This is a genomic window from Pseudomonas sp. (genome assembly GCF_035554175.1).
Classification (GTDB): Bacteria; Pseudomonadota; Gammaproteobacteria; order Pseudomonadales; family Pseudomonadaceae; genus Aquipseudomonas.
Genome location: NZ_DATMIV010000032.1, coordinates 1 through 20,075, shown reverse-complemented (window position 1 = coordinate 20,075; position 20,075 = coordinate 1). Strand labels below are relative to the sequence as shown.

Here is a 20,075-nt window from a genome sequence, read left to right as displayed (position 1 = left end):
CTAGTGAGTCGGCCCGAGGAAGGCCAGCCAGCGGCGTTCGGCGAGGCGGAACAGGCCGACCAGCGCAAAGGTGATGGTCAGGTAGATCAGCGCGGCGATGCCGAACGACTGAAAAGTCAGGAAGGTCGCCGAGTTGGCGTCCCGTGCGACTTTGAGGATGTCGGGAATGGTCGCGGTGAATGCCACTGTGGTCGAGTGCAGCATCAGGATCACTTCGTTGCTGTAGTAGGGCAACGAACGGCGCAGCGCCGACGGCATGATCACGTACGCATACAACTTCCAGCCGGTTAGCCCGTACGCCTTGGCCGCTTCCACTTCGCCGTGGTTCATGCTGCGAATCGCCCCGGCGAAGATCTCCGTGGTGTAGGCGCAAGTGTTGAGGGCGAAGGCAAGGATCGTGCAGTTCATCGCATCGCGAAAGAAGCTGTCGAGCAGCGGTTGCTCGCGCACGGCGGCGAGGCTGTAGATGCCGGTGTAGCAGATCAGCAACTGGATATACAGCGGCGTGCCACGGAACAGGTAGGTGTAGAACTGCACTGGCCAGCGAATATAGAAGTGCGGCGAAACCCGGGCGATCGACAGCGGAATCGAGACAATGAAGCCGATGCAGATTGAGGCAGTCAGCAGCCACATCGTCATCGCCAGCCCGGTGATGTTCTGGCCGTCGGTATAAAGGAAGGCTTTCCAGTATTCCTGCAGGAGTTCGATCATCGTACGGCCTCCCGGGCACCGGCGGCGTAGCGGCGTTCGAGCCAGCGCAGGATGAAGTTCGAAGCACTGGTGATCAGCAGATAGATCAAGGCGGCGAGAACCAGGAAGTAGAACAGTTGATAGGTGCTTTTACCGGCGTCCTGGGCAGCCTTGACCAGATCGGCGAGGCCGATGATCGACACCAGTGCGGTGGCCTTGAGCATAACCATCCAGTTGTTGCCGATGCCCGGCAGGGCGAAGCGCATCATCTGCGGGAACACCACGAAGCGAAACCGCTGGCCGCGTTTGAGGCCGTAAGCGGTGGCGGCTTCGACCTGACCCCGCGGCACCGCGAGGATCGCACCCCGGAAGGTCTCGGTGAAATATGCGCCATAAATGAAGCCCAGCGTCAGGACGCCGGCGCTGAACGGGTCGATCTCGATGTACTCCCATTCCATGTAGTCGGTCAGGGTCGTCAGCCAGGTTTGCAGGCTGTAGAAGATCAGCAGCATCAGTACCAGATCCGGCACGCCGCGAATCAGCGTGGTGTAGAGCTGCGCGGGCAGGCGCAGCAGTTTGACTTTCGACAGTTTGGCACTGGCGCCGAGCAGGCCGAGCAACACGGCCACCAGCAGCGACATCGCCGATAATTTGATGGTCATCCAGGTGCCTTGCAGCAGCAACGGGCCGAAGCCGTGCAGACTGAACGAGGCCAGTCCCAGATTTTGCAGGAGGGTTTCAAACATAAATCAGCAACCTGAGCGGATGGAAAAGGCGCCCATCGAGGATGGGCGCCGGGGCATTATTTGCCGCTGTACAGATTCAGGTCGCCAAAGTGTTTCTTTTGAATCTCGGCGTATTTGCCGTCGTCGTGTAACGCTTTGATACCTTTATCCAAAAGTGCTTTCAGCTCAGTGTTACCTTTCTTGATACCGATGGCGGTTTTGGCGGGCAGCAATTCGCTGTCGACCGGCTTGCTGATTTCGTAGCCTTCGCCTTTTGGCGACTTGAGAAAGCCCAGCTCGGCTTGCAGCATGTCCTGAATCGCAGCGTCGAGACGCCCGGACGTCAGGTCGGAATACACCTGATCCTGGTTCTGGTAGGCCTGGGTTTTCACGCCAGCCTTGTCCAGTACGGCTTTGGCGTAGGCTTCCTGAATGGTGCCTTGCTCATAGCCCACGGTTTTACCCTTGAGCGAGGCAACGTCTTCGCTCAGGCCGGAACCCTTCTTGAACACGTAAGCGGTAGGCCCGGAAAACAGTTCGCTGGAGAAGTCGATGACCTTCTCGCGGGCCGGGGTCACGGTCATCGACGAAATCACGCCGTCGAACTTGTTGGCCTTGAGGCCCGGGATCATGCCGTCGAAGTCGCTCTCGACCCATTTGCACTTGACCTTCAGTTCGGCGCAGATCGCGTTGCCCAGGTCGATATCGAACCCGACCAGGCTGCCGTCGGCCGCTTTCGACTCGAACGGTGCGTACGAAGGGTCAACGCCAAAGCGCAGCTCTTTGTATTCCTTGGCCAGCGCGGAGCCGGCGGCCATGCACAACGCCAGTGCAGAAAGGGTCAGCAATGCTTTTTTCATTATTCAATCCCTAAGAACCAATATGAGCGCTTGTGGCGCAGAATTATTGTTACTGCAACGCTTACGACCTATAGAAAGTAGCAATTTCCGAACCAGAGTCCCGAACAGGTGTTTTAAAAGGTTGAGCGGGGAGGGGCAAGACTGGTTGAATGCCCGGAATCGGGCGTTGCGTTTTTGTCGCACCGTTTCGGAACGCCCGCTGAGTTGACGGCAGCACTTACCTGTGGCGAGGGAGCTTGCTCCCGCTGGAGGGCGAAGCCCTCCCGGTATTTTCCCGAAAAACCTGGGGTGCGACTGCTGGGCAGCCGAGCGGGAGCAAGCTTCCTCGCCAAAGGGTTTCGCTCAGGCCAGCAGGTCCTGCAGGGTAGCGAGGCTGTCGGCTTCTTCGACGGTTTTATCCTTGCGCCAGCGCAGCATCCGCGGGAAGCGCACGGCGATGCCGCTCTTGTGCCGGCGCGACAGGGCGATGCCTTCGAAGCCCAATTCAAAGACCAGGCTGGGCTTCACGCTGCTCACCGGGCCGAATTTTTCCACCGTGGTCTTGCGCACGATGCTGTCGACCTGGCGCATTTCCTCATCGGTCAGCCCCGAATAGGCTTTGGCGAACGGCACCAGCGAGCGCTGGCTGGATTCCGGCGGGCCGTCCCACACCGCGAAGGTGTAATCGCTGTACAGACTGGCGCGGCGGCCGTGCCCGCGCTGGGCATAAATCAGCACGGCATCGACGCTGAACGGATCGACCTTCCATTTCCACCACACGCCCATGTCCTTGGTCCGGCCGACGCCATACAGCGAATCGCGCGCCTTGAGCATCATCCCTTCGACGCCGAGTTTGCGTGAGGCTTCGCGCTGGCGGCCGAGGTCGAGCCAGTCTTCACCGGTCAGCACGGGCGAGGGCAGCAGCACCGGGCTGTTGCAGCGGGCGATCACCTCCTCGAGTTGCGCACGCCGTTTGACCTGGGGCTGGTTGCGCCAGTCCTCGCCCTGCCATTCCAGCAAGTCATAGGCGAGCACCACCACCGGCACTTCTTCGAGAATTTTCTTGTCGAGGGTCTTGCGGCCGATGCGTTGCTGCAGCAGGGCGAACGGTTGCACCGCCGGTGGCTCGCTGGACTGCGGATCGAAAGCATCTTCGGTGCTCGGATGGGTGCTCTTCCATACGACGATTTCGCCGTCGATGACCGTGCCGTCGGGCAAGCCATGCACCAGCACATCGAATTCCGGGAAGCGCTCGGTCACCAGTTCCTCGCCGCGCGACCACACCCATATTTTACCGTCGCGCTTGACCACTTGGGCGCGGATGCCGTCCCACTTCCATTCCACCTGCCAGTCACTGGCCGGGCCGAGCAACGTCTCGAACTCCTCGACCGGTTGCGACAAGGCGTGGGCGAGGAAGAACGGGTAAGGCTGGCCGCCACGCTGGGCATGTTCGTCGGCCGATTCGGCGGCGATCAGTTTCAGGTAACTGGCAGCATTCGGCCGGTTCGACAGATCGGTGTAACCGACCAGACGCTGCGCTACGCGTTTGCTGTCCAGGCCGGCCATCGAGGCCAGTGCGCGGGTCACCAGTAATTTCGATACGCCGACGCGGAAACTGCCGGTGATCAACTTGATACACAGCATCAGGCTCGGTCGATCCAGTTGCGCCCACAACATCGGCAGTTGCCGTCCGAGGAATTCCGGGGTTTCGCCGCGCAGTGACAGCAGTTTGTCCTCGATCCATTCAGCCAGACCGGCCTCGGAGCTGTGGGCGTTTTCTGGAAGTACGAGGGAAATGGTCTCGGCGAGATCGCCGACGGCTTGATAACTTTCCTCGAACAACCACGGCTCCAGTCCCGAGACTTCTACCGCCAGCTCACGGAGGATGCGCACCGGCACCAATTGCCGGGGCCGGCCGCCGGAGAGAAAGTACACCGCCCACGCGGCATCTTCCGGCGCCGCTTGAGCGAAGTAGGCCTGCATCGCCGCCAGTTTGGCGTTGCTCGATGTGGTGGCGTCGAGTTCGGCATATAACTCGGCGAAGGCTTTCATGCTGATGTCTCGGCAACGGTGGGTTCGGCGGCGATGTTGTCTTCTTCGTCATCGCCGTATTCAGTGGTGAAGCCTTGGGCATCCAGACCTTGTTCGCGCAGATGACGCACCAGCACGCCAATCGATCCGTGGGTGACCATCACCCGTTCCGCGCCGGTCTGGTTGATCGCCCATAGCAGGCCGGGCCAGTCGGCGTGGTCGGACAGGACGAAACCACGATCCACACCACGCCGACGCCGAGTGCCGCGCAAACGCATCCAGCCGCTGGCGAAGGCATCGCTGAAGTCACCGAAACGGCGCATCCATGTGCTGCCACCCGCCGACGGCGGAGCAATGACCAGCGCCTGACGCATGATCGGATCACTCTTTTTCACGTCACCGGCGTAGATCGTCGGCGGCAGGTACACGCCAGCGTCGCGATACACGCGGTTCAACGGCTCGACTGCGCCGTGGCTGAGGATCGGCCCCAGGGTTTCGTCGATGCCGTGGAGAATCCGCTGGGCCTTGCCGAACGAGTAGCAGAACAACACGCTGGCCTTGCCGGCGGCGATATTTGCCGCCCACCATTGATTGATCTCGTCAAAGATCTGCGCCTGAGGCTGCCAGCGGTAGATCGGCAGGCCGAAGGTCGATTCGGTGATGAAGGTGTGGCAGCGCACCGGTTCGAACGGTGTACAGGTGCCATCCGGCTCGACCTTGTAATCGCCGGACGCCACCCAGACTTCGCCGCCGTACTCCAGCCGCACCTGCGCGGAGCCGAGGACATGGCCGGCCGGGTGAAAACTCAAGGTCACACCGTGATGGGTCAGGCGCTGGCCATAATCGAGGGTTTGCAACTGGATGTCCTGACCAAGGCGCGCACGCAGGATGCCTGCACTGGCGCTGCTCGACAGGTAATGCTGATTACCGGTGCGTGCGTGATCGCCATGGGCATGGGTAATCACCGAACGCTCGACCGGGCGCCACGGATCGATATAGAAATCCCCGGCGGGGCAGTAGAGACCTTCAGGTCGGGCGATAACAAGATCCATGTCATGACCGCAATGGGGGGCTTGTTAACTATGAGGCGGGCGTGAAGCTGGAAGTTCTATCGACTTTTAAGGGGGATGCAAAGCCAATGTGGGAGCGAGCCTGCTCGCGAAAGCGGTTTACCTGACACATCAATTCTGACTGTGCCTCCGTCTTCGCGAGCAGGCTCGCTCCCACAGGGAAAAACTGCGTTTACTTGCCAGGGGTGAGGGTCAACCGGGCCTTGCCATACACCCGATCAAAGTTCTGCGGCTGCATCGGCAAGCCGATGTACTGCCCCTTGAGCCACGCATCGATCCCGTTGAGGTAATTCGGACTCAACGGATTGCCCGACTGCCCGGTGCCGTTCTGCGCCATCAGCGGCTCGCTCTGGCCGAAGTCGACGATAAAACGCATCGACGGCGCGCGCGTTGTGGCGAAGTCCTGACCCCAGGCAAACGCCGAGGTATTGAGCGTGGTGTGATCACCACCCGCTGCCAGTGGCCCGCGGATGCTCTGGCCTGCTGCGTTCTTCCACTGATAACTGTGCAATTTGCCCCACTGCCAGGCACGGTGGTCGCCGCTCAGTTGACTGTCACCTGCAGTGATTGCCGCCGCGAGGCTACGGGCGAGAATCACGGCTTTGTCTTCCTTCTGCGGCGTGCGCAGGTCATCCCAGAAAGGACTGTCCTCACGGCCGAGCAGATGATCGGCTTGCGCCGCGTAGGACAGATCGCCATCGGCCACAAGGGCTTTCCACGCCGGGCTGGACTCGGGGCCGAGTTCGTCGAGGAAGATCTGCTTCATGCTTTCCTGCAGAAACAGTTGGTAAATCGCCGCGTCCGCCGAGGTAGGGCTGAGCTTGCCGTCGAACGCCATCAAACGCGTGAAGGCTTCGCGAGCCTTGCTGCGCTCGGCTTCCGGCAAGGTGTCGATCGCCTGTTTCAGCGGTTGCTTCATGCCCGGCGCTTCGAAAACTTTTTTCAGCTTGGCGGCGAAGGTGGTGGTCTGGTCGTACTGCATGGCGATCACGCTGCGACTGTCGTGCTTGCCGCTGCCGGCCAGTTCGGCCAGGCGTTCGCCGCGCTCCGGTGCCGCCCAGGATTTCGACAACTGCATGCCGTAACCATCCGGGATGACGCGCTGGTTGGCGGTGCCGAGCCAGCCTTGGGTCGGGTCTTGATCGTAGGGGTGCAGCATCGGGTCGGCGTAACCGTCCCAGTCGTAGCGCCCGTCCCAGCCCGGCGAGGGCAGCAGGCCTTCGCCTTCGCGACGGTTGGGGAAACGCCCGGTGACTTGCCAGCCGATATTGCTCGCGTCGGCGAATACCAGATTCAGGGTGATGGCGCGGATTTCGCGACTGGCGTCCGAAGCGCGCTCAACGTTCTGGGCGCGGGTCAGATCGAAGAACGCATCCAGGGTTTTGTCGTCGGTGAAGCTCGGCGTCTGCAGAGCCAGGCCGAAACCACTGCCTTGCGCCGCTGTCTGGGCACTGTTGAGCAGCGCGCCATGACGGGTTTCGTAAACGACTTCGCGAATCGGCCGCTGGCCTTTGACGAAGTAGGTTTCGTTGCGCACGCCCAGCGGCTGCCATTTGCCATTGACCTCATAGGTCAGGCTGCTGCCCTGGCGGCGGATTTTTTCCAGGAACAGATCCTGGTTATCGCCGAGCACGCTGGTCATGCTCCACGCCACTTTGCCGTTGAAACCACCGAGGATCATTGGCAGACCGGCGACGGTGACACCGGCGGCCTGGTATTTCGGCGCGCGGATCTGCACGAAGCTCCACAACGACGGCGCCCCCAGCGGCCCGTGCGCGTCGCTGGCCAGCAGGCTTTTGCCGCTGCGGCTGCGTTGCGGGGCGATCGCCCAGTTGTTCGAAGTCGGCGTGCCGAGCAGGTTCAGCGCCGACAGTTGCTGGCTGGCGTTGCTCAGTTCCGTCAGCCCCGGAATCTGGCCGTTGAGCTTGAGGCCTTGCAGCTTGTCGGCTTCGGCCACGGGCAGATTCTCATCAGGGGCCGACGGGCTCAGCCAGGCGAGTTTGTCAGTGGTTACGGTTTGCGCCAGCACCAGCGAGGCAATCTCCTCGGGCAGGTTGGCCGACTGGCTGAAATTCAACAGTGCGAAGATCAATGCCGAATCTTCCGGTTTCCAGTATTCCGGCCTGTAACCGCTGGCGGCGAGGTCGCCCGGCAATTTGTCGGCATAGCGAAACAGGTAGGCGTTGACGCCCCGTGCGTAGACTTCGAAGAAGCGTTTGAGCCGTGGCGACGAGGCCTTGTACAGCTCGCCGGCGCTCTTTTTCAGATTGACCGCACGCATGTAGCGGTCGGCATCGAGCATCGACGCGCCGGACATTTCCGCCAGCCGGCCCTGGGCCAACAGGCGCAGGGTGACCATCTGATTGACGCGGTCGCTGGCGTGAACATAGCCGAGGCTGAACAGCGCGTCATGGAAACTGTTGCTTTCGATCAACGGCATGCCCATCCCATTGCGCCGCACCGACACGTTCTGCGCCAGCCCCTTGAGCGGTTGCACGCCGGAGGTCGGCGGCAGGCTGTCCTGGGCGTTCCAGGTCTGGCACCCGGACAGGCCGAGGACAGCGGCCACTGCTGCGGCAACGCCGAACCGGGGAAGAAAGTGTGTAAGGGCTGGCGAGGCCATGGCGAAGCTCCTGCGGGGGATAAGGCTGGGGGGCGCAATAAAGCCGCTACGTTAGTGAGCAGGAGGATGCCGCGCAAGCGGGCGACACAGTTATTTCTGTATTAATCCGCAACCTGTGGCGAGGGAGCTTGCTCCCGCCCGGCTGCGCGGCAGTCGTCATCCAGACAGCGCATTTCGTCTGATAAATCGCGGTGTTCGGGATGGGAGTGCTGCGCACTCCAGCGGGAGCAAGCTCCCTCGCCACAAAAGCGCTGCTTCAGGTCCGGAGCATTAATTTTGAAGAGGTGCACGGGATGTCGCTGGGGAATCTGGATGGGGAGTATGCGAGGGTTGTCAGTGTTGCGCAGGTTTTGGCGGCGGGCTGAAGTTTTCTGGTGAGTCTGCCACCGCTTTCGCGAGCAGGCTCGCTCCCACAGGGGATCGGAACGCGGTCGAATGTGGGAGCGAGCCTGCTCGCGAAGACGGTGTTTCAGGCGAAAATGATCTCCGCCGAGAGCATCAAGCGCCGTGGCACTTCTTGAATTTCTTGCCGTTGCCGCACGGGCAAGGGTCGTTGCGGCCGACGTCTTTCAGGGCGTTGCGCACCGGTTCCTGGTGGGCATGGCCGCAGTTCGGGCCGTGGACATGGCCATGGTCGTGATCGTGATCGTGATGGTGGTCATGATCGTGGTTGCAGTCTGGGCCATGGACATGGGGTTGCTGGGTCATCGAGGTCACTCCGGAGTTAGATCGGCGGGGATTATCACGCCATTGCGCTCAAGGTGCACGTAGTGGGCGATGAATAAACCGGTTTCCATTTCCCCCTGCAATCGATAGGGAATCTGCTGGTTAGGATTTTTCAGCAGTTTCACCACCTGTTTGACCTTCGGCCACAGGTTGGTGCGGATCGGCACCTTGAAGTAGGCGCTGCGGTTCGGCCCGACGGTGAACCAGTGTTCATGCTCGCCCTCGGTCAGCAGCATGTCGGCCAGATGAATGCGATATTCGAGACCGCGCACGGTCAGGTCGCTGTCGTTGGGATTGTCGACGCGAAAATGCAGGATGAATTTCTGTTCAAGCAGCTTGGCCCGCACCACTTCGACTTTCACCAAGTGCACGGCCGGCTCGACGCTGTCATCGCTGAACCATGAGGCGCAGCCGCCGAGGTTTACGATCAGCATCAACAGCAGAAAATGTAATGTGCGCCGGCGACCGAGCATGGTTGTACTCCCTTTATTGCCAGTCTAGACGCTAAAGATCGCAGCCTTCGGCAGCTCCTACTGAATGAACGCAAATCCCGCGTAGGAGCTGCCGAAGGCTGCGATCTTTTGATCTTCAGCTCAAGCGCCGAAATAACCCGCACAACACTTCTTGAACTTCTGCCCGCTGCCGCAAAGGCAATTGTCATTGCGCCCCAATTTCGTCTGCACCGTGGGGTCGATGAAATACCAGCGTCCGGCGTTCTGCACGAACGAGGAACGCTCGCGGTGGCTGTGCTCACCCTGGCTGTCATGCCAGCGTGCGGTGAAGGTGACGAAGGCGTGCTCCGGCTGGCCACCGAAGACTTCCGAGCTTTCGACCTCAAGGCCAAGCCAGGTGCTCTGCGCACTCCAGTCGCTGATCGACTGTCGGTTCAAGCGCGCTTGTTGCGCGGGCAGGGTAGTCGTCACCAGATAATCGATCAGGCCCAGCACATAGGCGCTGTAGCGCGAGCGCATCAAGGCTTCGGCGCACGGCGCCGGATGGCCCTGGTGATAAGGGCCGCAGCAGGCATCCAGCAGATTGCCGCTGCCGCAGGGGCAAATGGCTGTACTCATTTGTTCTGGAGCCTTGCTAACAGTTATATGTGTTTTATCTCTCATAAATCAGTCACTTACCTAAATTAACTTTTTTCACTTATTTCAAGCGCGTGTAGCAAATGAGCGATCGCCATCTGCCTCATTGCAGCTTCACGGCAAGCCTCATCGGGCGTTCATCAGAGGTGAAGGTTAGTCGATGAGGGTCATGCTATATGGAATCGCCGATGGCATGACATTCAAACTTAATTGGCTTTATACGCTTACCATAGCGGTTGCTGACGGATCTAACAGGTCGCCCTTACTACTATCCCTATTTTTGATTTTCGCTTCCACTCAACTCAGGAGCGTTCTCATTCATCGGTTGGTGCTGTGTCCATCGACAACAACCAGATCGAGAACTTGATCGGGCCTTGAGCGTTTGGGCGGTCGAACTGGTTGTTTGCCGGGTCGCTGCGCAGCGGCAAGCGGGCAGCTGCGATCGTGAGCCTAAGCCGGTCCGCGCGCATCCATGGGCATGAGCCCCACCACGCGCGGCTTCATGAACGCTGCGAGCAATCTTGCGAAACGATGTGTTCGGGCAGCACTGGGCTTTCATCTGACACGTCGCGCAGTCGGCCTGCCGGGATCGGAAGATGAGGGGTTGGCTTTCGTGCCGTGCGAACGCTCATTTTTGAAGGCTCGCCATTCGTTGCGCAATGCATTGCCAGCAGGGCAGCGGTATTCCTCAGCCTCTTCATTTCAGTGAAAATCTTTGCTCAAAAAACTGTAGTTCTTGCGTTCGGTTTTGTCCCACTGCCACATGCGACACGATGTTTTTTTGTTCCACCATCCAGGCTAGCATCGGTGCGGTACCGTAAGCGGTATCGCCAATGAGGCGCTCCGGCTTGATGTCGAACTGCGCTTCGACCCGATCGATCATCGTTTTGGTGCTCTCAACCTTCGCCGTTCGATGAGCCGGTGTGGGTTCCACATCCATGATAACGCCGTGCTCGGTATCGATCAGATAATTCGCGGAGTAAGCGAAGAACGCTGGCCCACCTGGAGCTGCGGTCCAGCGGGCTTGAAGATCAGTCAGCGACAGGCGCTTCGGTAGCGTTTCGGCCAGCGTCTTGATCGAGGGCTTCAAGTTACCCAGGCACGGCGCGGGTGCTCAGGGCCGGATCGCTCCAATTGACCTGTCCATCACCCGGTACGCCGCGCTGCAGACTCGCATCAGCTTTGATGATGCTGGCGTCTACGGCAAATCCTTCACCCTTGACCAGAACTGCCTCCATGCAGCGACGCAGCACTTCATTGAGCAGCCAGCGAAACAGATCACTGTCCCCGAAGGCGGCCGTGTCGGTTCCCGGAAGCTGAACCTGCGATGAGAACTAATGGTCGGTTGGTCATTGGTTCGTGCGTATCAGCCGAAATCTGCGACCTAGAAAATCGTCTACCGCTCGATGCGTGATTTGCGTCTTTAGACCCGATTGTCGGGAGCAACAACCTGCACACGACTTTGCCCCTGGCACGTCCTGCTTCGACATACGCCAGGGCACTATCTGTTTCCTCGAATGGAAAGACTTTATCGATGATCGGCCGTATGACGCCGCTATCGATCAGTTCACCTAGCGTTGACAGTTGCTCGCCACTGCCGCGCATGAACAAGAATGAGTAGCCGACCTGGCGTTGCCCAGCCTTCTTGCGGATTTTGCAATTTAGCAGCCCCACGATCGGTTGCAGCAGCTTGGGCATGCCTTCGTTTCTGGCGAACTCCGGGTCGGGTGGGCCGGAAAGCGTGATGAGTCGACCACCGGGCTTAAGTACAACCACGGATTTCTCCAGTTCTTCGGCGCCCAGGCTATGACGGTGACGGATCCAGGCACACATGCCTCAACGAGGTATTGCTTGAGGACATGGGCTAAGGTGACACCAAAGTTGTTGATTTAGCTTCAGGGAAGCCGCGAGGTAACGCGAAAGATTTAACATCACTAGCTCACCCTCGCACGCGCAAATCGCGCTCAGCCGAAAAAATAATTTCTGTGACTTTGAGCCTATCGATCTGAGGCGAGTGATGAGTGCTGTAACATGCGCCACCTTCCACCTTGTACAAGTAGGCTTCCAACGCCCCCGCACCGCCTTCCGCAACACTTACCTCAATTAGGGGCTCCATCACCCAATTGCGCCTTCCTCTCATGTATCCAGGAGACATTAGGTGTGCCTGCGCGAACCATGAGTGGTCATCCAGCTCCGAGAGCATTTGTTGAAAGATCGGTACCGTAGGGATCATCAGCATGCTACCGACAATGTCATCACCATGATCGCGTACTAGCTCCACGTAAAACCATGGGTGGTGCAGCTCCAGCTCAATAAATTGCCAATGACGAATGTAAGGCTCTCCGAAAATGGCGGCAGGGCTCAGTTCGGCATGTCTGTAGGTCTTGAACATCAAAAAACCCTCAAAATATTAACAATAGTTAATGGATGTCTGACGTTCAAGACGGCTTCATCATTCCTTTTGTAGGAATGAAAAAATGGAGCTGAAACAGGCATTTGGTAAAGCAATGAGGCTGCTGAGAAAATCTCGTAGCCTTAGCCAGGAAGATTTCGGCGGCCGAAGTAGCCAAACCTACCTTAGTCAGCTGGAAGCCGGTGGAAAGGGCCCTACCCTCGAAATGGTGCATGGGCTCGCCTCAGTCATGAATGTTCATCCTTTGACGATCTTGACCCAGTGCTACCTTTTTATGGACAAGGATGCCACGCTGGACTCGATCATTGAGCGCATTCGCGAGGAACTCAGCGTGACCCCATTGGACTGATGCGGATGGACGCCTGCACCCCGCACACGGGCTGATATCTGCGGTCGGATAAAACCAAAGACTGCGTGGCTGAGTTGATCCTCGGCCCTATTTCCGAGGAAAAGAAGAGGCAATGAAGGGCCGGCGGGAGGTAAAGACCAGGAAGTGGCATGTAAAGAAGCTCGAGAGCTTTTGCGAGGGCTGGTAAATGCGCAAGGAAGGTTCCTCGACATAGCAGCACAGCCCGTTGGCCGACTGGCCGGTCGAGAGATACGCTTTCACCTTTGAGGTGTGCAAATGAACGACACAAAGATACTAGCGCTTTGCCCCAACTCGCCGCTGGGGTGCTGGAGCATCGCCCACCGATGCTTAGAGGGGCGGTGCGAGCACATCTTGCATCTGGCAACGCGAGTGCTTGGCACTCGAGCGCTTGCCGGGCAATGGCTATGCAAACCGGCGATCGGGCTAAGATATCAAGTGCCTTGCAACATCTTGATAACTCGATCGGGCTACCAGCAAGTGGTTACACTTCTAGGACGAATTGAACACGGTGTCTACGTTTAACGCCGTTAGGTTCTATGCCATAGGACCTGTCTACTACTTGTCGGTCATAGGATTAGCTGTGTCTGTCACAGAGTCTATCTCGAAACGTATCAAGCGAATGCCCAAGGGAAGACCCTTTGTTCAGACGGTATTTGAGCAAGCGGGCTCCCGCTCCGCTGTTAACAAAGCTCTGTCTCGGATGGTGCTCAAGGGCACCTTGGAGCGCGTTGTCCGCGGCGTTTACATGCGTCCCAAGTTCAGCCAATACACGGGTAAACGGGTTCGAGCCAACCCGATTTCTGTGTTGGAAGCGGTTGCAAGAGCAAGAAGCGAGACTATCCAGATCCATGGTGTAGAAGCTGTTCGCCGACTGGGTCTAAGTGTTCAAGTGCAGGTCTTGCCCACTTTCTACACTAGCGGATCGACACGAGAAATCAGAATCGGTAACGCGGTTGTTCGGCTGCGCCATGCGTCACTGCAACGACTCCAACAAGCTGGAACGCGAATAGGGACGGCCTTGACTGCTTTTCTGTATCTCGGGAAAAACGAGATGAATGAGCAGGTCGTGAGGAAGATTACCAACTCGCTCAGCGATGGAGAGCTCAACAGGCTCATGGAATGCAAAATGCCTAAGTGGCTGCGCTCAGCACTGGTCGACTGTGCTGGAAATGCGCGCAAAAAATAGCGGATAGGCAGGTGAATGGGCGCCCTCGACCCAAAGCGGACGTTGAAAATAAGTTCTGAGCATAAGTGAAAAGGGGACAGTTTATTTTTCCTTCCCTTTTTGGACTGAAATGAAAATAAATCCGTCCTTTTACTCGATTTGTCCCATTTATTCTGTCGAGCGGGAGCGTTTGCAGGCGCGGATTGGAGAATGGAGGCGGTGTTGGAGCAGGGGGCTTTATGCTTGCGTGATTTAAGTGGCGTCAAATCGCCATTACCTTTGAGTGCGATTTTGCTGATACTGCATGCTGTCACTCCCCCTTAATCAGGGTCCTACTCTCATGGACGATTTTCTGCAAACCGTGGCGCTCTTGCGCGCGAGATATCAGCGCCCGCCAGCTTTCAATCTCTTCTCCGGATTACGTGGCTCAAGTGACGAGGTTCGGCTTCACTCGCGCTTCCTTGCGTTCCTGCTCGATCCCAAAGCTACCCACCATCAGGGAACAGGCCTGCTGAATCTCCTGTTGAAGCGACTAGGCATCGAGAACTTCGACTCAGAGAGTGCGACTGTCGAGGTCGAGTACGCGTTACAACCGTGACAGCAAGCTTCCAGCACTAGAAGAAAATGCTCGGCGGAGACATGTAGGGTTGGGGAGAGACTCTAAACCAATCGCACCTCGGGAATACCGCCGCTCAAAATGACATCTCGCGCAGCAGTAACGCCTAGGAAACTATTCGCTAGCGTCGATTTGGTCACGTTGCGTAGAGAAATCTAGGCGCTATGATGAGTTTCGAGCGGTCACGCCCTTTGATTTCGCATTGAGGTTTGCACATAATGTCTAGAAAAGTAGGCGCAAAGCTCAATATTAACGGATTTCGTCTAGAAAAGTAGGCGCTACTGGCGTAAATTGTCGATTCCGTTGGGTATAAAGACAACGCCTAAAATCCTAGACGAAAAGGCATGTTAAGGCGGTTTCCGCCAAGGAATGTAGACATTATGCGGCTTCAAGCAATGACTGACGAGGCAGTGGCAGCTGCAATTGGCGGGCGCATTCAAGCGCTACGACTTAAGAAGAATATCAGCCAGGAAGAGGTGGCAAAGGAGGCTGGTATCAGTCGCCAGACGCTCCTCAATCTCCTGCATGGAAAATGCACATTAGTGAACCTGATTGCGGTGCTACGCGTTCTCAGTGAGTTGGAGCGAGTCAGCTCATTGGTTGAGGACGTACGACCAAGCCCGTTACAGGTCATGAAATTGGCAGGGAACAAGCGTGTACGTGCGACGGGTACTCGCGCCGCACGAACATCTACCGGGAAGATTGCGAGTGCAAAAGTCACCTCAGCACCGGGCAAAGCTAAGAAGGATACCGCGTGGTGATTACTGCTCGAATTTATTTGTGGGAGGTCTTTGTCGGGGCGTTGATCTGGGATGAACAGGCTAAGCTAGGGCTGTTCGAATATGACCCTGACTTCGTGAAAACCGGTCTTGAGATCGCGCCGATCACAATGCCCCTGCAGGCAGAACATACGTACGCATTCCCCAGCCTGAATCGAGATACTTACAAAGGCCTCCCCGCAGTTCTTGCTGACTCGCTACCGGATGATTTCGGTAATGCTTTGATTGACGCCTGGTTAGCGAAAGAGGGGCGCGACAAAGCATCATTCACTGCTGTTGAACGCTTGCTCTATCAGGGTTCGAGAGGGATGGGAGCTCTTGAATATCGACCTGCTATAGATGGCGAAGCTGCAGGTGGAGAAAGCATCCAGATCGAAGCTTTGGTGCAATTAGCGAGCGAGGTCCTATCCAATCGAGAGAGTCTTGCTGAGCGACTGTCAGCGGGTGATCCAAGCATTGAAGATGATGCTCTTCAACGATTGATTCATGTGGGGACCAGCGCTGGTGGAGCGCGGGCGAAAGCGTTGATCGCATTAAATGATAAAGGCGAGATCAGGAGCGGCCAAGTAAAGGCGCCCAAGGGTTACAGCTACTGGCTTTTGAAGTTCGACGTAGCAAAAAACTCACACGTTTTAGCTGATTCGCAAGGGTATGGGCGTATCGAGTATGCATACCACCTCATGGCGCAAGAATGCGGCATCGAAATGAGTGAGTGCAGGTTGATGGAGGAGGGGAGGCGTGCCCATTTTCTTACGAAGCGCTTCGACCGAGGCGATGACGGTGAGAAGGTACATATGTCTACCTTGTGTGCCATGACGCATGCCGACTTCAAGCAGCCCGGTGGCTACTCATATGAAGAGGCTTTCGGGGTTTTCCGTCTGCTAGGCCTTTCGCGCGATGAAGCAACGCAGTTTTACAGGCGCATGGTCTTCAATGTCATCGCTCGAAACCAGGACGATCATACGAAGAACATCAGCTTCCTTTTGGATCGAGACGGGACCTGGAATCTGTCTCCCGCCTACGACGTGTCTTGGTCATATCTTCCAGGCAATTTCTGGGTGGATAGTCATCAAATGACGATAAACGGCAAGAGAGACAGGTTTGAAGTTGCGGATTTGGAAGCGGTGGCGAATCAGGTTCGTGGTCTTGACGCGAAGAAGATCATTTCTGAGGTTTACGGGGCTGTGAAGCGCTGGCCGGAAATAGCTGAGTCAGTGGGCGTAAATCCCAAGATGATTTCAGAAATCTCGAAATCTCATCGCCTGTACCTCGGCGAGACAGACACTGGTAGCTCGTAGGCGAAGACGGTCCTATTGATCGACCAGCCGTGCACTTTGAAAAATCTCGAGCTCGTTATCCTGGTTGGGAAAGGAGCCTGAACAGTGTATGGCGCTTTAAAAGCTGTAAGTCGCAAACCGGTGCGTAAAGCACCGGTTTTTATCTGTCGTTTATGCTTGTTCCGACCGGTGACTGTATGTCGCATCGGCAAGTTCGCGCAGATCATGGGCCTACAGCGCATCTATTGAACCACTCGCTTTTAGATCATCGATAGTTCGTCGCAATGCAGCGTGCCAGCCGTCGATCTCTTTCACGTCCACAACGTCGTTCAACTGCTCGTGCCAGTCGGCCAACAAAATAGCCAATTGTTCGTCAATCATTGACATTCTCCTGTGCGACTGCGAGCCGATCAGCCGGATATTGGCGCATAAACTCCGCGCTATCGCGGGCCGGAGCGTCAAGCAGTCGTTGTAGAGGCCTTGAGGCAGAATGACGGCCATGCGTTTTTCATCGTCCGGCTTGTAGTAGTTGCGCATAAAGGCGTGGTCATCGGCGTTGACTGTCAGCATCGTATAGCTGTACAGGACCTGGCCGGTGGCCGGGTTGTGCCAGCGCTCCCACAAACCGGCGATGCCCATGGGTATCCCGTCCGCCCGAATGATTCGGGCCGGAAACGGTTTGCTCTTGCGGTCTGGCTCGTAGATGGCAACTGCCGGAATGATGCAATGACGAGCGTGGGTCACCACAGTCACCGAGTAGACTGAGGCTTGCATGAAGGGCGACTTTGGTGAACTGAGTTTTGGTGATCGCGTATGCGGTCAGCACGCGGTAAGTAGAAAATCCATTGGTTGGTCGGTTAATGTTGCTCATTTATTTAGGATGTTTAGTTGGATGGAGGCATCAGCTGCGTCTAAGGGCGCTCACTGAAAACGATCGTTTCCCTGACGTATTTGTTATGTTGGGATTTTATTTCGGTGATCATTGCTTCCAGTCTTTTGATGATTTCCAATGGTTTGAGTGGGGCGCTCCCAGTGGAGGTCAAATCCATGGAATGGGTGGTGATTTTGAAATTGCCCTCACTGCCGGTCCACTGCATCCCCGCATCGCCTTGCACTCTCACACCTTGTTTCCATGAAACATCGCCTGGGTTTTTTTCCCCATCGAGTGATTTCTCGATCTCTGTTACTACGGTTTGTATGTCGCCAGCATAAATTTCCTTGCCATGTATCAATACTCTAAAATTCGAAACTATGCGCTGCTCTGTGATTTCACCTATTGCTTTAAAGCCTCCCTCAAAGTGAGCAGTCGCATAGCTTGGCTGGCGCTTTTCAAATGCCCCGAATCCATAAAGAGCTGTGCTGGAAAACATCGCCGCAATGGCTATATTAGAAATTTGCTGTTTCATGTTTTTCCTCTTTTTTAAAAAGGTTGACGTATTGGGTGAGCATTTATCTCGCAAGCGATACCGGAGGGAAGTCAAAAAGCATCAAATTGATTGAGGGTAAGGCGCGGGCTGAAAAATTACTTGAGGCTACTGAGCAGTCCCCCTCCCTGGCCTTGGAGAGCGCCGCCGCCTCCTCTAGATTTGTTAATTAGAAGGGTAAAAGTCATATTGATGCTGATATTCGCCGGTGTGACTTAGTGTGTGGGCAAGCATGTGGACGATAGATGTGTTAATTGTCATTGCCATTCACAGCGAACGCCAAAAAAAGATCGTTTGACGCAAGATTGATTGATTATTTTTGATTATGTAGATGCCGGTGGCTCGGCGACAGGCTCTGAGTTGAGGGTTGATCAGGGCCCCCGGGTAGTAAAGTGTAGCTGAGCTCCTGCATCAGGCTGTGTCAGCCGTGACTGGCAAATACTGCTGCGCAACCAGCTCAAACGCCGGGTCTGCAGCTCGTAATTGTACTCGCTGCGCACCCCGTTGCCGCCGGTCTCGTGCAGGGCTTGCCGTCGGGTCTGTAACGGCTGGCCGTTCAGGGCGTAGGCCGCCATCTCCTGCAGACCGGCGGTGTCATTGTGCTGGAGCAGCCGAGCTGCGTTGTCCAGCACCCAGACCTTTGGGAGCGGCGCACAGCGTGGCGATCATCGTTGGGCGGCGGAGTTCATTTTTAGGCTCGTGCTTGAGAAAAGGGTGCGGTCCCTGAAAGCGGAGTCGGATTAACCAATTCGCTGCCGGAGGGGGACAGGAGGATTGGATCCTTGGGCTGCAAGCTGATCATGAGAGAGCTATGCCTCACAGCTCTGGACTGCTGGTTGAGCACTGGAGCCTGGAAGGCAACGGTAAAACGCCCGGGAGATCAAAGGCCATTATCCCCGACCAATTGCGATGTGGCTTACGTCTGGGCTGGTACTTACTTGGGTGTATCTGGCTACGGTATTTGAGTTGCAGACCCGACGCATCGGGCGCAGAGCGATGTACGCTGGCCGCATTGGGCTCTGGCTTGTCGAGCACTGAGGATGGCTTTCGAGCCGCGAGGACACCCTTAAAACTTAACGTTCCATCCGAATCCGGTCTGTCACGACAGCAGTAAAATGTCCACGAAACGCTGGCAGATATGCGCATAAAACATAGCAGGAATCGACGAGGAAACTGCTGGTATTACGATCCGATGGTGCGTTTCTTTGCGGTTTGAAAACTGAAGCCTACCTAGGCGGTACCTATGTGCTGCGCTACCTCACCCCGTTGCTACAATCGGACCAGGCTGCACAGCTAGAATTTGTCCGATTTCTGGCAGCCATTGACGCCTTGGTGGCATGAGAATTGATCTCAACCAATAGCTGTGTCCAGTATCCTTGACCAGATCTCGCGTAGAGGCAGGTTGGGGCAGGAATGCCTCTTTGAACATGCGCGCGTTTGCTCCCTAACACACTTGTTACTTGTTACTTGTTAATCGCAGTGATTTACAGTGCAATAGTTAGGCCATAAAGTCCTGGCATTTCCCTTCAGCCGCCGTATAGCACCTAGCCCTGTATCGATTCATGCGCCGGCGAAGCGATATATAGATCGTTTTAGGATATAAATCGAGTGGAAATCCACTATCCCTGATTACTCGATTTTGCATAACGCTGGCGCAGTTTCGAAACAACCTCAAGTCGCTCGGTCTCTGCAGTAACGTCCTCAATAACTTTTGCGACAGAGCGATTGTCTCTCAGGGCATAGGCACCGACCATCATATCGACGGAAGGCTTGGGTTAATGGGACAGATTGGCAGCTGCTCATCCATATCCTAGGGGAAAAGTTTGATTAGGTTCTCTGCAGGGAGCGCGCGGGGCTTTTTTTATGCACCTTGAAAGGGAATATGGGCTCGAAGTTAGTGAAAGCGGTGCCAATTTTCTCAGTTTTTTTGCGGCGGTACCTTTCAAGCCATTGGCCCATCCGAGTAGGATAATTTTTCGAGCCCTCTGTGCTTTTAAGGGCGACTTATATCTCGCATTACCCTGGGGCTGACGATGACTACCACCGCTCAGACGACAATCCCCACGCTGTGTGCCGCGACCCCTACGGTCTCGGTGCGGGACAACCGCGGCCTGAGCGTGCGCAGTCTGCAGTTCAACCGCACCCTGGCCGACACTCCGGCGCAGTTGCTGATCACCCAGCAGCGTTATACCGACAGCGGCCAGTTGCACAGCCAGCTTGATCCGCGGCTGTTCGCCGC

19 protein-coding genes and 4 pseudogenes are annotated in these 20,075 nt (G+C 56.6%); 9 read left to right on the top strand and 14 right to left on the bottom strand.

What is annotated here, in order from left to right:
- The 6 genes from VNV36_RS15350 to VNV36_RS15325 all read right to left on the bottom strand — a co-directional run bounded on the left by VNV36_RS15350 (position 1) and on the right by VNV36_RS15325 (position 7,978).
- Entirely contained in the window at positions 1-711 is a 711-nt protein-coding gene (locus tag VNV36_RS15350; RefSeq protein WP_325718499.1) for an ABC transporter permease, read from the bottom strand.
- Entirely contained in the window at positions 708-1,436 is a 729-nt protein-coding gene (locus VNV36_RS15345) for an ABC transporter permease (RefSeq protein ID WP_325718498.1), read from the bottom strand. The genes VNV36_RS15350 and VNV36_RS15345 overlap by 4 nt, the downstream gene beginning before the upstream one ends.
- Positions 1,437-1,492: 56 nt before the next feature.
- Positions 1,493-2,275 carry a transporter substrate-binding domain-containing protein gene (locus VNV36_RS15340; protein ID WP_325718497.1) on the bottom strand — a complete coding sequence of 261 codons (783 nt, stop codon included), beginning with the start codon at positions 2,273-2,275 and terminating at the stop codon, positions 1,493-1,495.
- 342 nt (positions 2,276-2,617) lie between these two features.
- A complete protein-coding gene (locus tag VNV36_RS15335) occupies positions 2,618-4,306 on the bottom strand; it encodes an ATP-dependent DNA ligase (RefSeq protein WP_325718496.1) in 1,689 nt (562 codons plus the stop codon).
- Positions 4,303-5,337: a ligase-associated DNA damage response exonuclease gene (locus VNV36_RS15330; RefSeq protein WP_325718495.1), complete on the bottom strand. Its 1,035-nt coding sequence runs from the start codon at positions 5,335-5,337 to the stop codon at positions 4,303-4,305. The genes VNV36_RS15335 and VNV36_RS15330 overlap by 4 nt, the downstream gene beginning before the upstream one ends.
- A gap of 190 nt (positions 5,338-5,527) precedes the next feature.
- Positions 5,528-7,978 (bottom strand): penicillin acylase family protein, encoded by a 2,451-nt coding sequence (locus VNV36_RS15325; protein ID WP_325718494.1) that lies wholly within the window; start codon positions 7,976-7,978, stop codon positions 5,528-5,530.
- 278 nt (positions 7,979-8,256) lie between these two features.
- On the opposite strand from VNV36_RS15325, the pseudogene VNV36_RS15320 reads away from it, so the two are divergent.
- Positions 8,257-8,343, top strand: a pseudogene (locus VNV36_RS15320) (cysteine hydrolase); the annotation flags it as partial.
- Between the two features lie 133 nt (positions 8,344-8,476).
- On the opposite strand, the gene VNV36_RS15315 reads toward VNV36_RS15320, so the two are convergent.
- The 3 genes from VNV36_RS15315 to VNV36_RS15305 all read right to left on the bottom strand — a co-directional run bounded on the left by VNV36_RS15315 (position 8,477) and on the right by VNV36_RS15305 (position 9,774).
- Complete coding sequence (locus VNV36_RS15315) at positions 8,477-8,686, bottom strand: SEC-C metal-binding domain-containing protein (RefSeq protein WP_018607772.1); 210 nt, start codon at positions 8,684-8,686, stop codon at positions 8,477-8,479.
- A 5-nt stretch (positions 8,687-8,691) separates the two neighbouring features.
- The gene (locus tag VNV36_RS15310) at positions 8,692-9,177 is read right to left on the bottom strand and encodes an LEA/WHy family protein (protein ID WP_325718493.1); all 486 of its coding nucleotides are present in this window, start codon (positions 9,175-9,177) and stop codon (positions 8,692-8,694) included.
- Between the two features lie 120 nt (positions 9,178-9,297).
- Positions 9,298-9,774: a YchJ family protein gene (locus VNV36_RS15305; RefSeq protein ID WP_325718492.1), complete on the bottom strand. Its 477-nt coding sequence runs from the start codon at positions 9,772-9,774 to the stop codon at positions 9,298-9,300.
- A 345-nt stretch (positions 9,775-10,119) separates the two neighbouring features.
- Between VNV36_RS15305 and VNV36_RS15300 the strand changes: the two are divergent.
- A pseudogene (locus VNV36_RS15300) lies at positions 10,120-10,281 on the top strand (IS66 family transposase); the annotation flags it as partial.
- A 1-nt stretch (position 10,282) separates the two neighbouring features.
- Here the strand turns inward: VNV36_RS15300 and VNV36_RS15295 are convergent.
- The 3 genes and pseudogenes from VNV36_RS15295 to VNV36_RS15285 all read right to left on the bottom strand — a co-directional run.
- Positions 10,283-11,106: pseudogene (locus tag VNV36_RS15295) on the bottom strand (transposase); the annotation flags it as partial.
- A 153-nt stretch (positions 11,107-11,259) separates the two neighbouring features.
- Positions 11,260-11,625, bottom strand: a pseudogene (locus VNV36_RS15290) (zinc-binding dehydrogenase); the annotation flags it as partial.
- Between the two features lie 106 nt (positions 11,626-11,731).
- Positions 11,732-12,184 (bottom strand): hypothetical protein, encoded by a 453-nt coding sequence (locus VNV36_RS15285; protein WP_325718491.1) that lies wholly within the window; start codon positions 12,182-12,184, stop codon positions 11,732-11,734.
- 85 nt (positions 12,185-12,269) lie between these two features.
- Between VNV36_RS15285 and VNV36_RS15280 the strand changes: the two genes are divergently transcribed.
- The 6 genes from VNV36_RS15280 to VNV36_RS15260 all read left to right on the top strand — a co-directional run bounded on the left by VNV36_RS15280 (position 12,270) and on the right by VNV36_RS15260 (position 16,433).
- Positions 12,270-12,554 carry a helix-turn-helix domain-containing protein gene (locus VNV36_RS15280; protein WP_325718490.1) on the top strand — a complete coding sequence of 95 codons (285 nt, stop codon included), beginning with the start codon at positions 12,270-12,272 and terminating at the stop codon, positions 12,552-12,554.
- A gap of 276 nt (positions 12,555-12,830) precedes the next feature.
- On the top strand, positions 12,831-13,097 hold the full coding sequence (locus VNV36_RS25825) for an antitoxin Xre/MbcA/ParS toxin-binding domain-containing protein (protein ID WP_414705521.1): 267 nt from the start codon (positions 12,831-12,833) through the stop codon (positions 13,095-13,097).
- A 58-nt stretch (positions 13,098-13,155) separates the two neighbouring features.
- The gene (locus tag VNV36_RS15275) at positions 13,156-13,761 is read left to right on the top strand and encodes a DUF6088 family protein (protein ID WP_325718489.1); all 606 of its coding nucleotides are present in this window, start codon (positions 13,156-13,158) and stop codon (positions 13,759-13,761) included.
- 319 nt (positions 13,762-14,080) lie between these two features.
- On the top strand, positions 14,081-14,338 hold the full coding sequence (locus VNV36_RS15270) for a PD-(D/E)XK nuclease family protein (protein ID WP_325718488.1): 258 nt from the start codon (positions 14,081-14,083) through the stop codon (positions 14,336-14,338).
- A 413-nt stretch (positions 14,339-14,751) separates the two neighbouring features.
- Positions 14,752-15,117, top strand: coding sequence for a helix-turn-helix transcriptional regulator (locus tag VNV36_RS15265; RefSeq protein WP_325718487.1), 366 nt, complete (start codon positions 14,752-14,754; stop codon positions 15,115-15,117).
- Positions 15,111-16,433 carry a type II toxin-antitoxin system HipA family toxin gene (locus VNV36_RS15260; protein ID WP_414705520.1) on the top strand — a complete coding sequence of 441 codons (1,323 nt, stop codon included), beginning with the start codon at positions 15,111-15,113 and terminating at the stop codon, positions 16,431-16,433. Before VNV36_RS15265 ends, VNV36_RS15260 begins: the two co-directional genes overlap by 7 nt.
- Before the next feature lie 210 nt (positions 16,434-16,643).
- Here the strand turns inward: VNV36_RS15260 and VNV36_RS15255 are convergent, their stop codons facing one another.
- Both VNV36_RS15255 and VNV36_RS15250 read right to left on the bottom strand, forming a co-directional pair.
- Positions 16,644-17,186, bottom strand: a complete 543-nt coding sequence (locus VNV36_RS15255; RefSeq protein WP_325718486.1) for an SOS response-associated peptidase family protein — start codon at positions 17,184-17,186, stop codon at positions 16,644-16,646.
- 137 nt (positions 17,187-17,323) lie between these two features.
- The gene (locus VNV36_RS15250) at positions 17,324-17,818 is read right to left on the bottom strand and encodes a hypothetical protein (RefSeq protein WP_325718485.1); all 495 of its coding nucleotides are present in this window, start codon (positions 17,816-17,818) and stop codon (positions 17,324-17,326) included.
- Positions 17,819-19,869: 2,051 nt separating this feature from the next.
- On the opposite strand from VNV36_RS15250, the gene VNV36_RS15245 reads away from it, so the two are divergent.
- Positions 19,870-20,075 (top strand): hypothetical protein (locus tag VNV36_RS15245; RefSeq protein WP_325718484.1); only part of this gene is annotated, 206 nt, incomplete at its 3' end.

Coding starts and splice junctions, on each gene's coding strand:
- VNV36_RS15265 (WP_325718487.1), top strand. CDS start 14,752: ATGACTGACGAGGCAGTGGCAGCTGCAATTGGCGGGCGCATTCAAGCG.
- VNV36_RS15255 (WP_325718486.1), bottom strand. CDS start 17,186: ATGCAAGCCTCAGTCTACTCGGTGACTGTGGTGACCCACGCTCGTCAT.
- VNV36_RS15250 (WP_325718485.1), bottom strand. CDS start 17,818: ATGAAACAGCAAATTTCTAATATAGCCATTGCGGCGATGTTTTCCAGC.
- VNV36_RS15305 (WP_325718492.1), bottom strand. CDS start 9,774: ATGAGTACAGCCATTTGCCCCTGCGGCAGCGGCAATCTGCTGGATGCC.
- VNV36_RS15340 (WP_325718497.1), bottom strand. CDS start 2,275: ATGAAAAAAGCATTGCTGACCCTTTCTGCACTGGCGTTGTGCATGGCC.
- VNV36_RS15350 (WP_325718499.1), bottom strand. CDS start 711: ATGATCGAACTCCTGCAGGAATACTGGAAAGCCTTCCTTTATACCGAC.
- VNV36_RS15330 (WP_325718495.1), bottom strand. CDS start 5,337: ATGGATCTTGTTATCGCCCGACCTGAAGGTCTCTACTGCCCCGCCGGG.
- VNV36_RS15285 (WP_325718491.1), bottom strand. CDS start 12,184: ATGTTCAAGACCTACAGACATGCCGAACTGAGCCCTGCCGCCATTTTC.
- VNV36_RS15270 (WP_325718488.1), top strand. CDS start 14,081: ATGGACGATTTTCTGCAAACCGTGGCGCTCTTGCGCGCGAGATATCAG.
- VNV36_RS15280 (WP_325718490.1), top strand. CDS start 12,270: ATGGAGCTGAAACAGGCATTTGGTAAAGCAATGAGGCTGCTGAGAAAA.
- VNV36_RS15310 (WP_325718493.1), bottom strand. CDS start 9,177: ATGCTCGGTCGCCGGCGCACATTACATTTTCTGCTGTTGATGCTGATC.
- VNV36_RS15325 (WP_325718494.1), bottom strand. CDS start 7,978: ATGGCCTCGCCAGCCCTTACACACTTTCTTCCCCGGTTCGGCGTTGCC.
- VNV36_RS15315 (WP_018607772.1), bottom strand. CDS start 8,686: ATGACCCAGCAACCCCATGTCCATGGCCCAGACTGCAACCACGATCAT.
- VNV36_RS15335 (WP_325718496.1), bottom strand. CDS start 4,306: ATGAAAGCCTTCGCCGAGTTATATGCCGAACTCGACGCCACCACATCG.
- VNV36_RS25825 (WP_414705521.1), top strand. CDS start 12,831: ATGAACGACACAAAGATACTAGCGCTTTGCCCCAACTCGCCGCTGGGG.
- VNV36_RS15345 (WP_325718498.1), bottom strand. CDS start 1,436: ATGTTTGAAACCCTCCTGCAAAATCTGGGACTGGCCTCGTTCAGTCTG.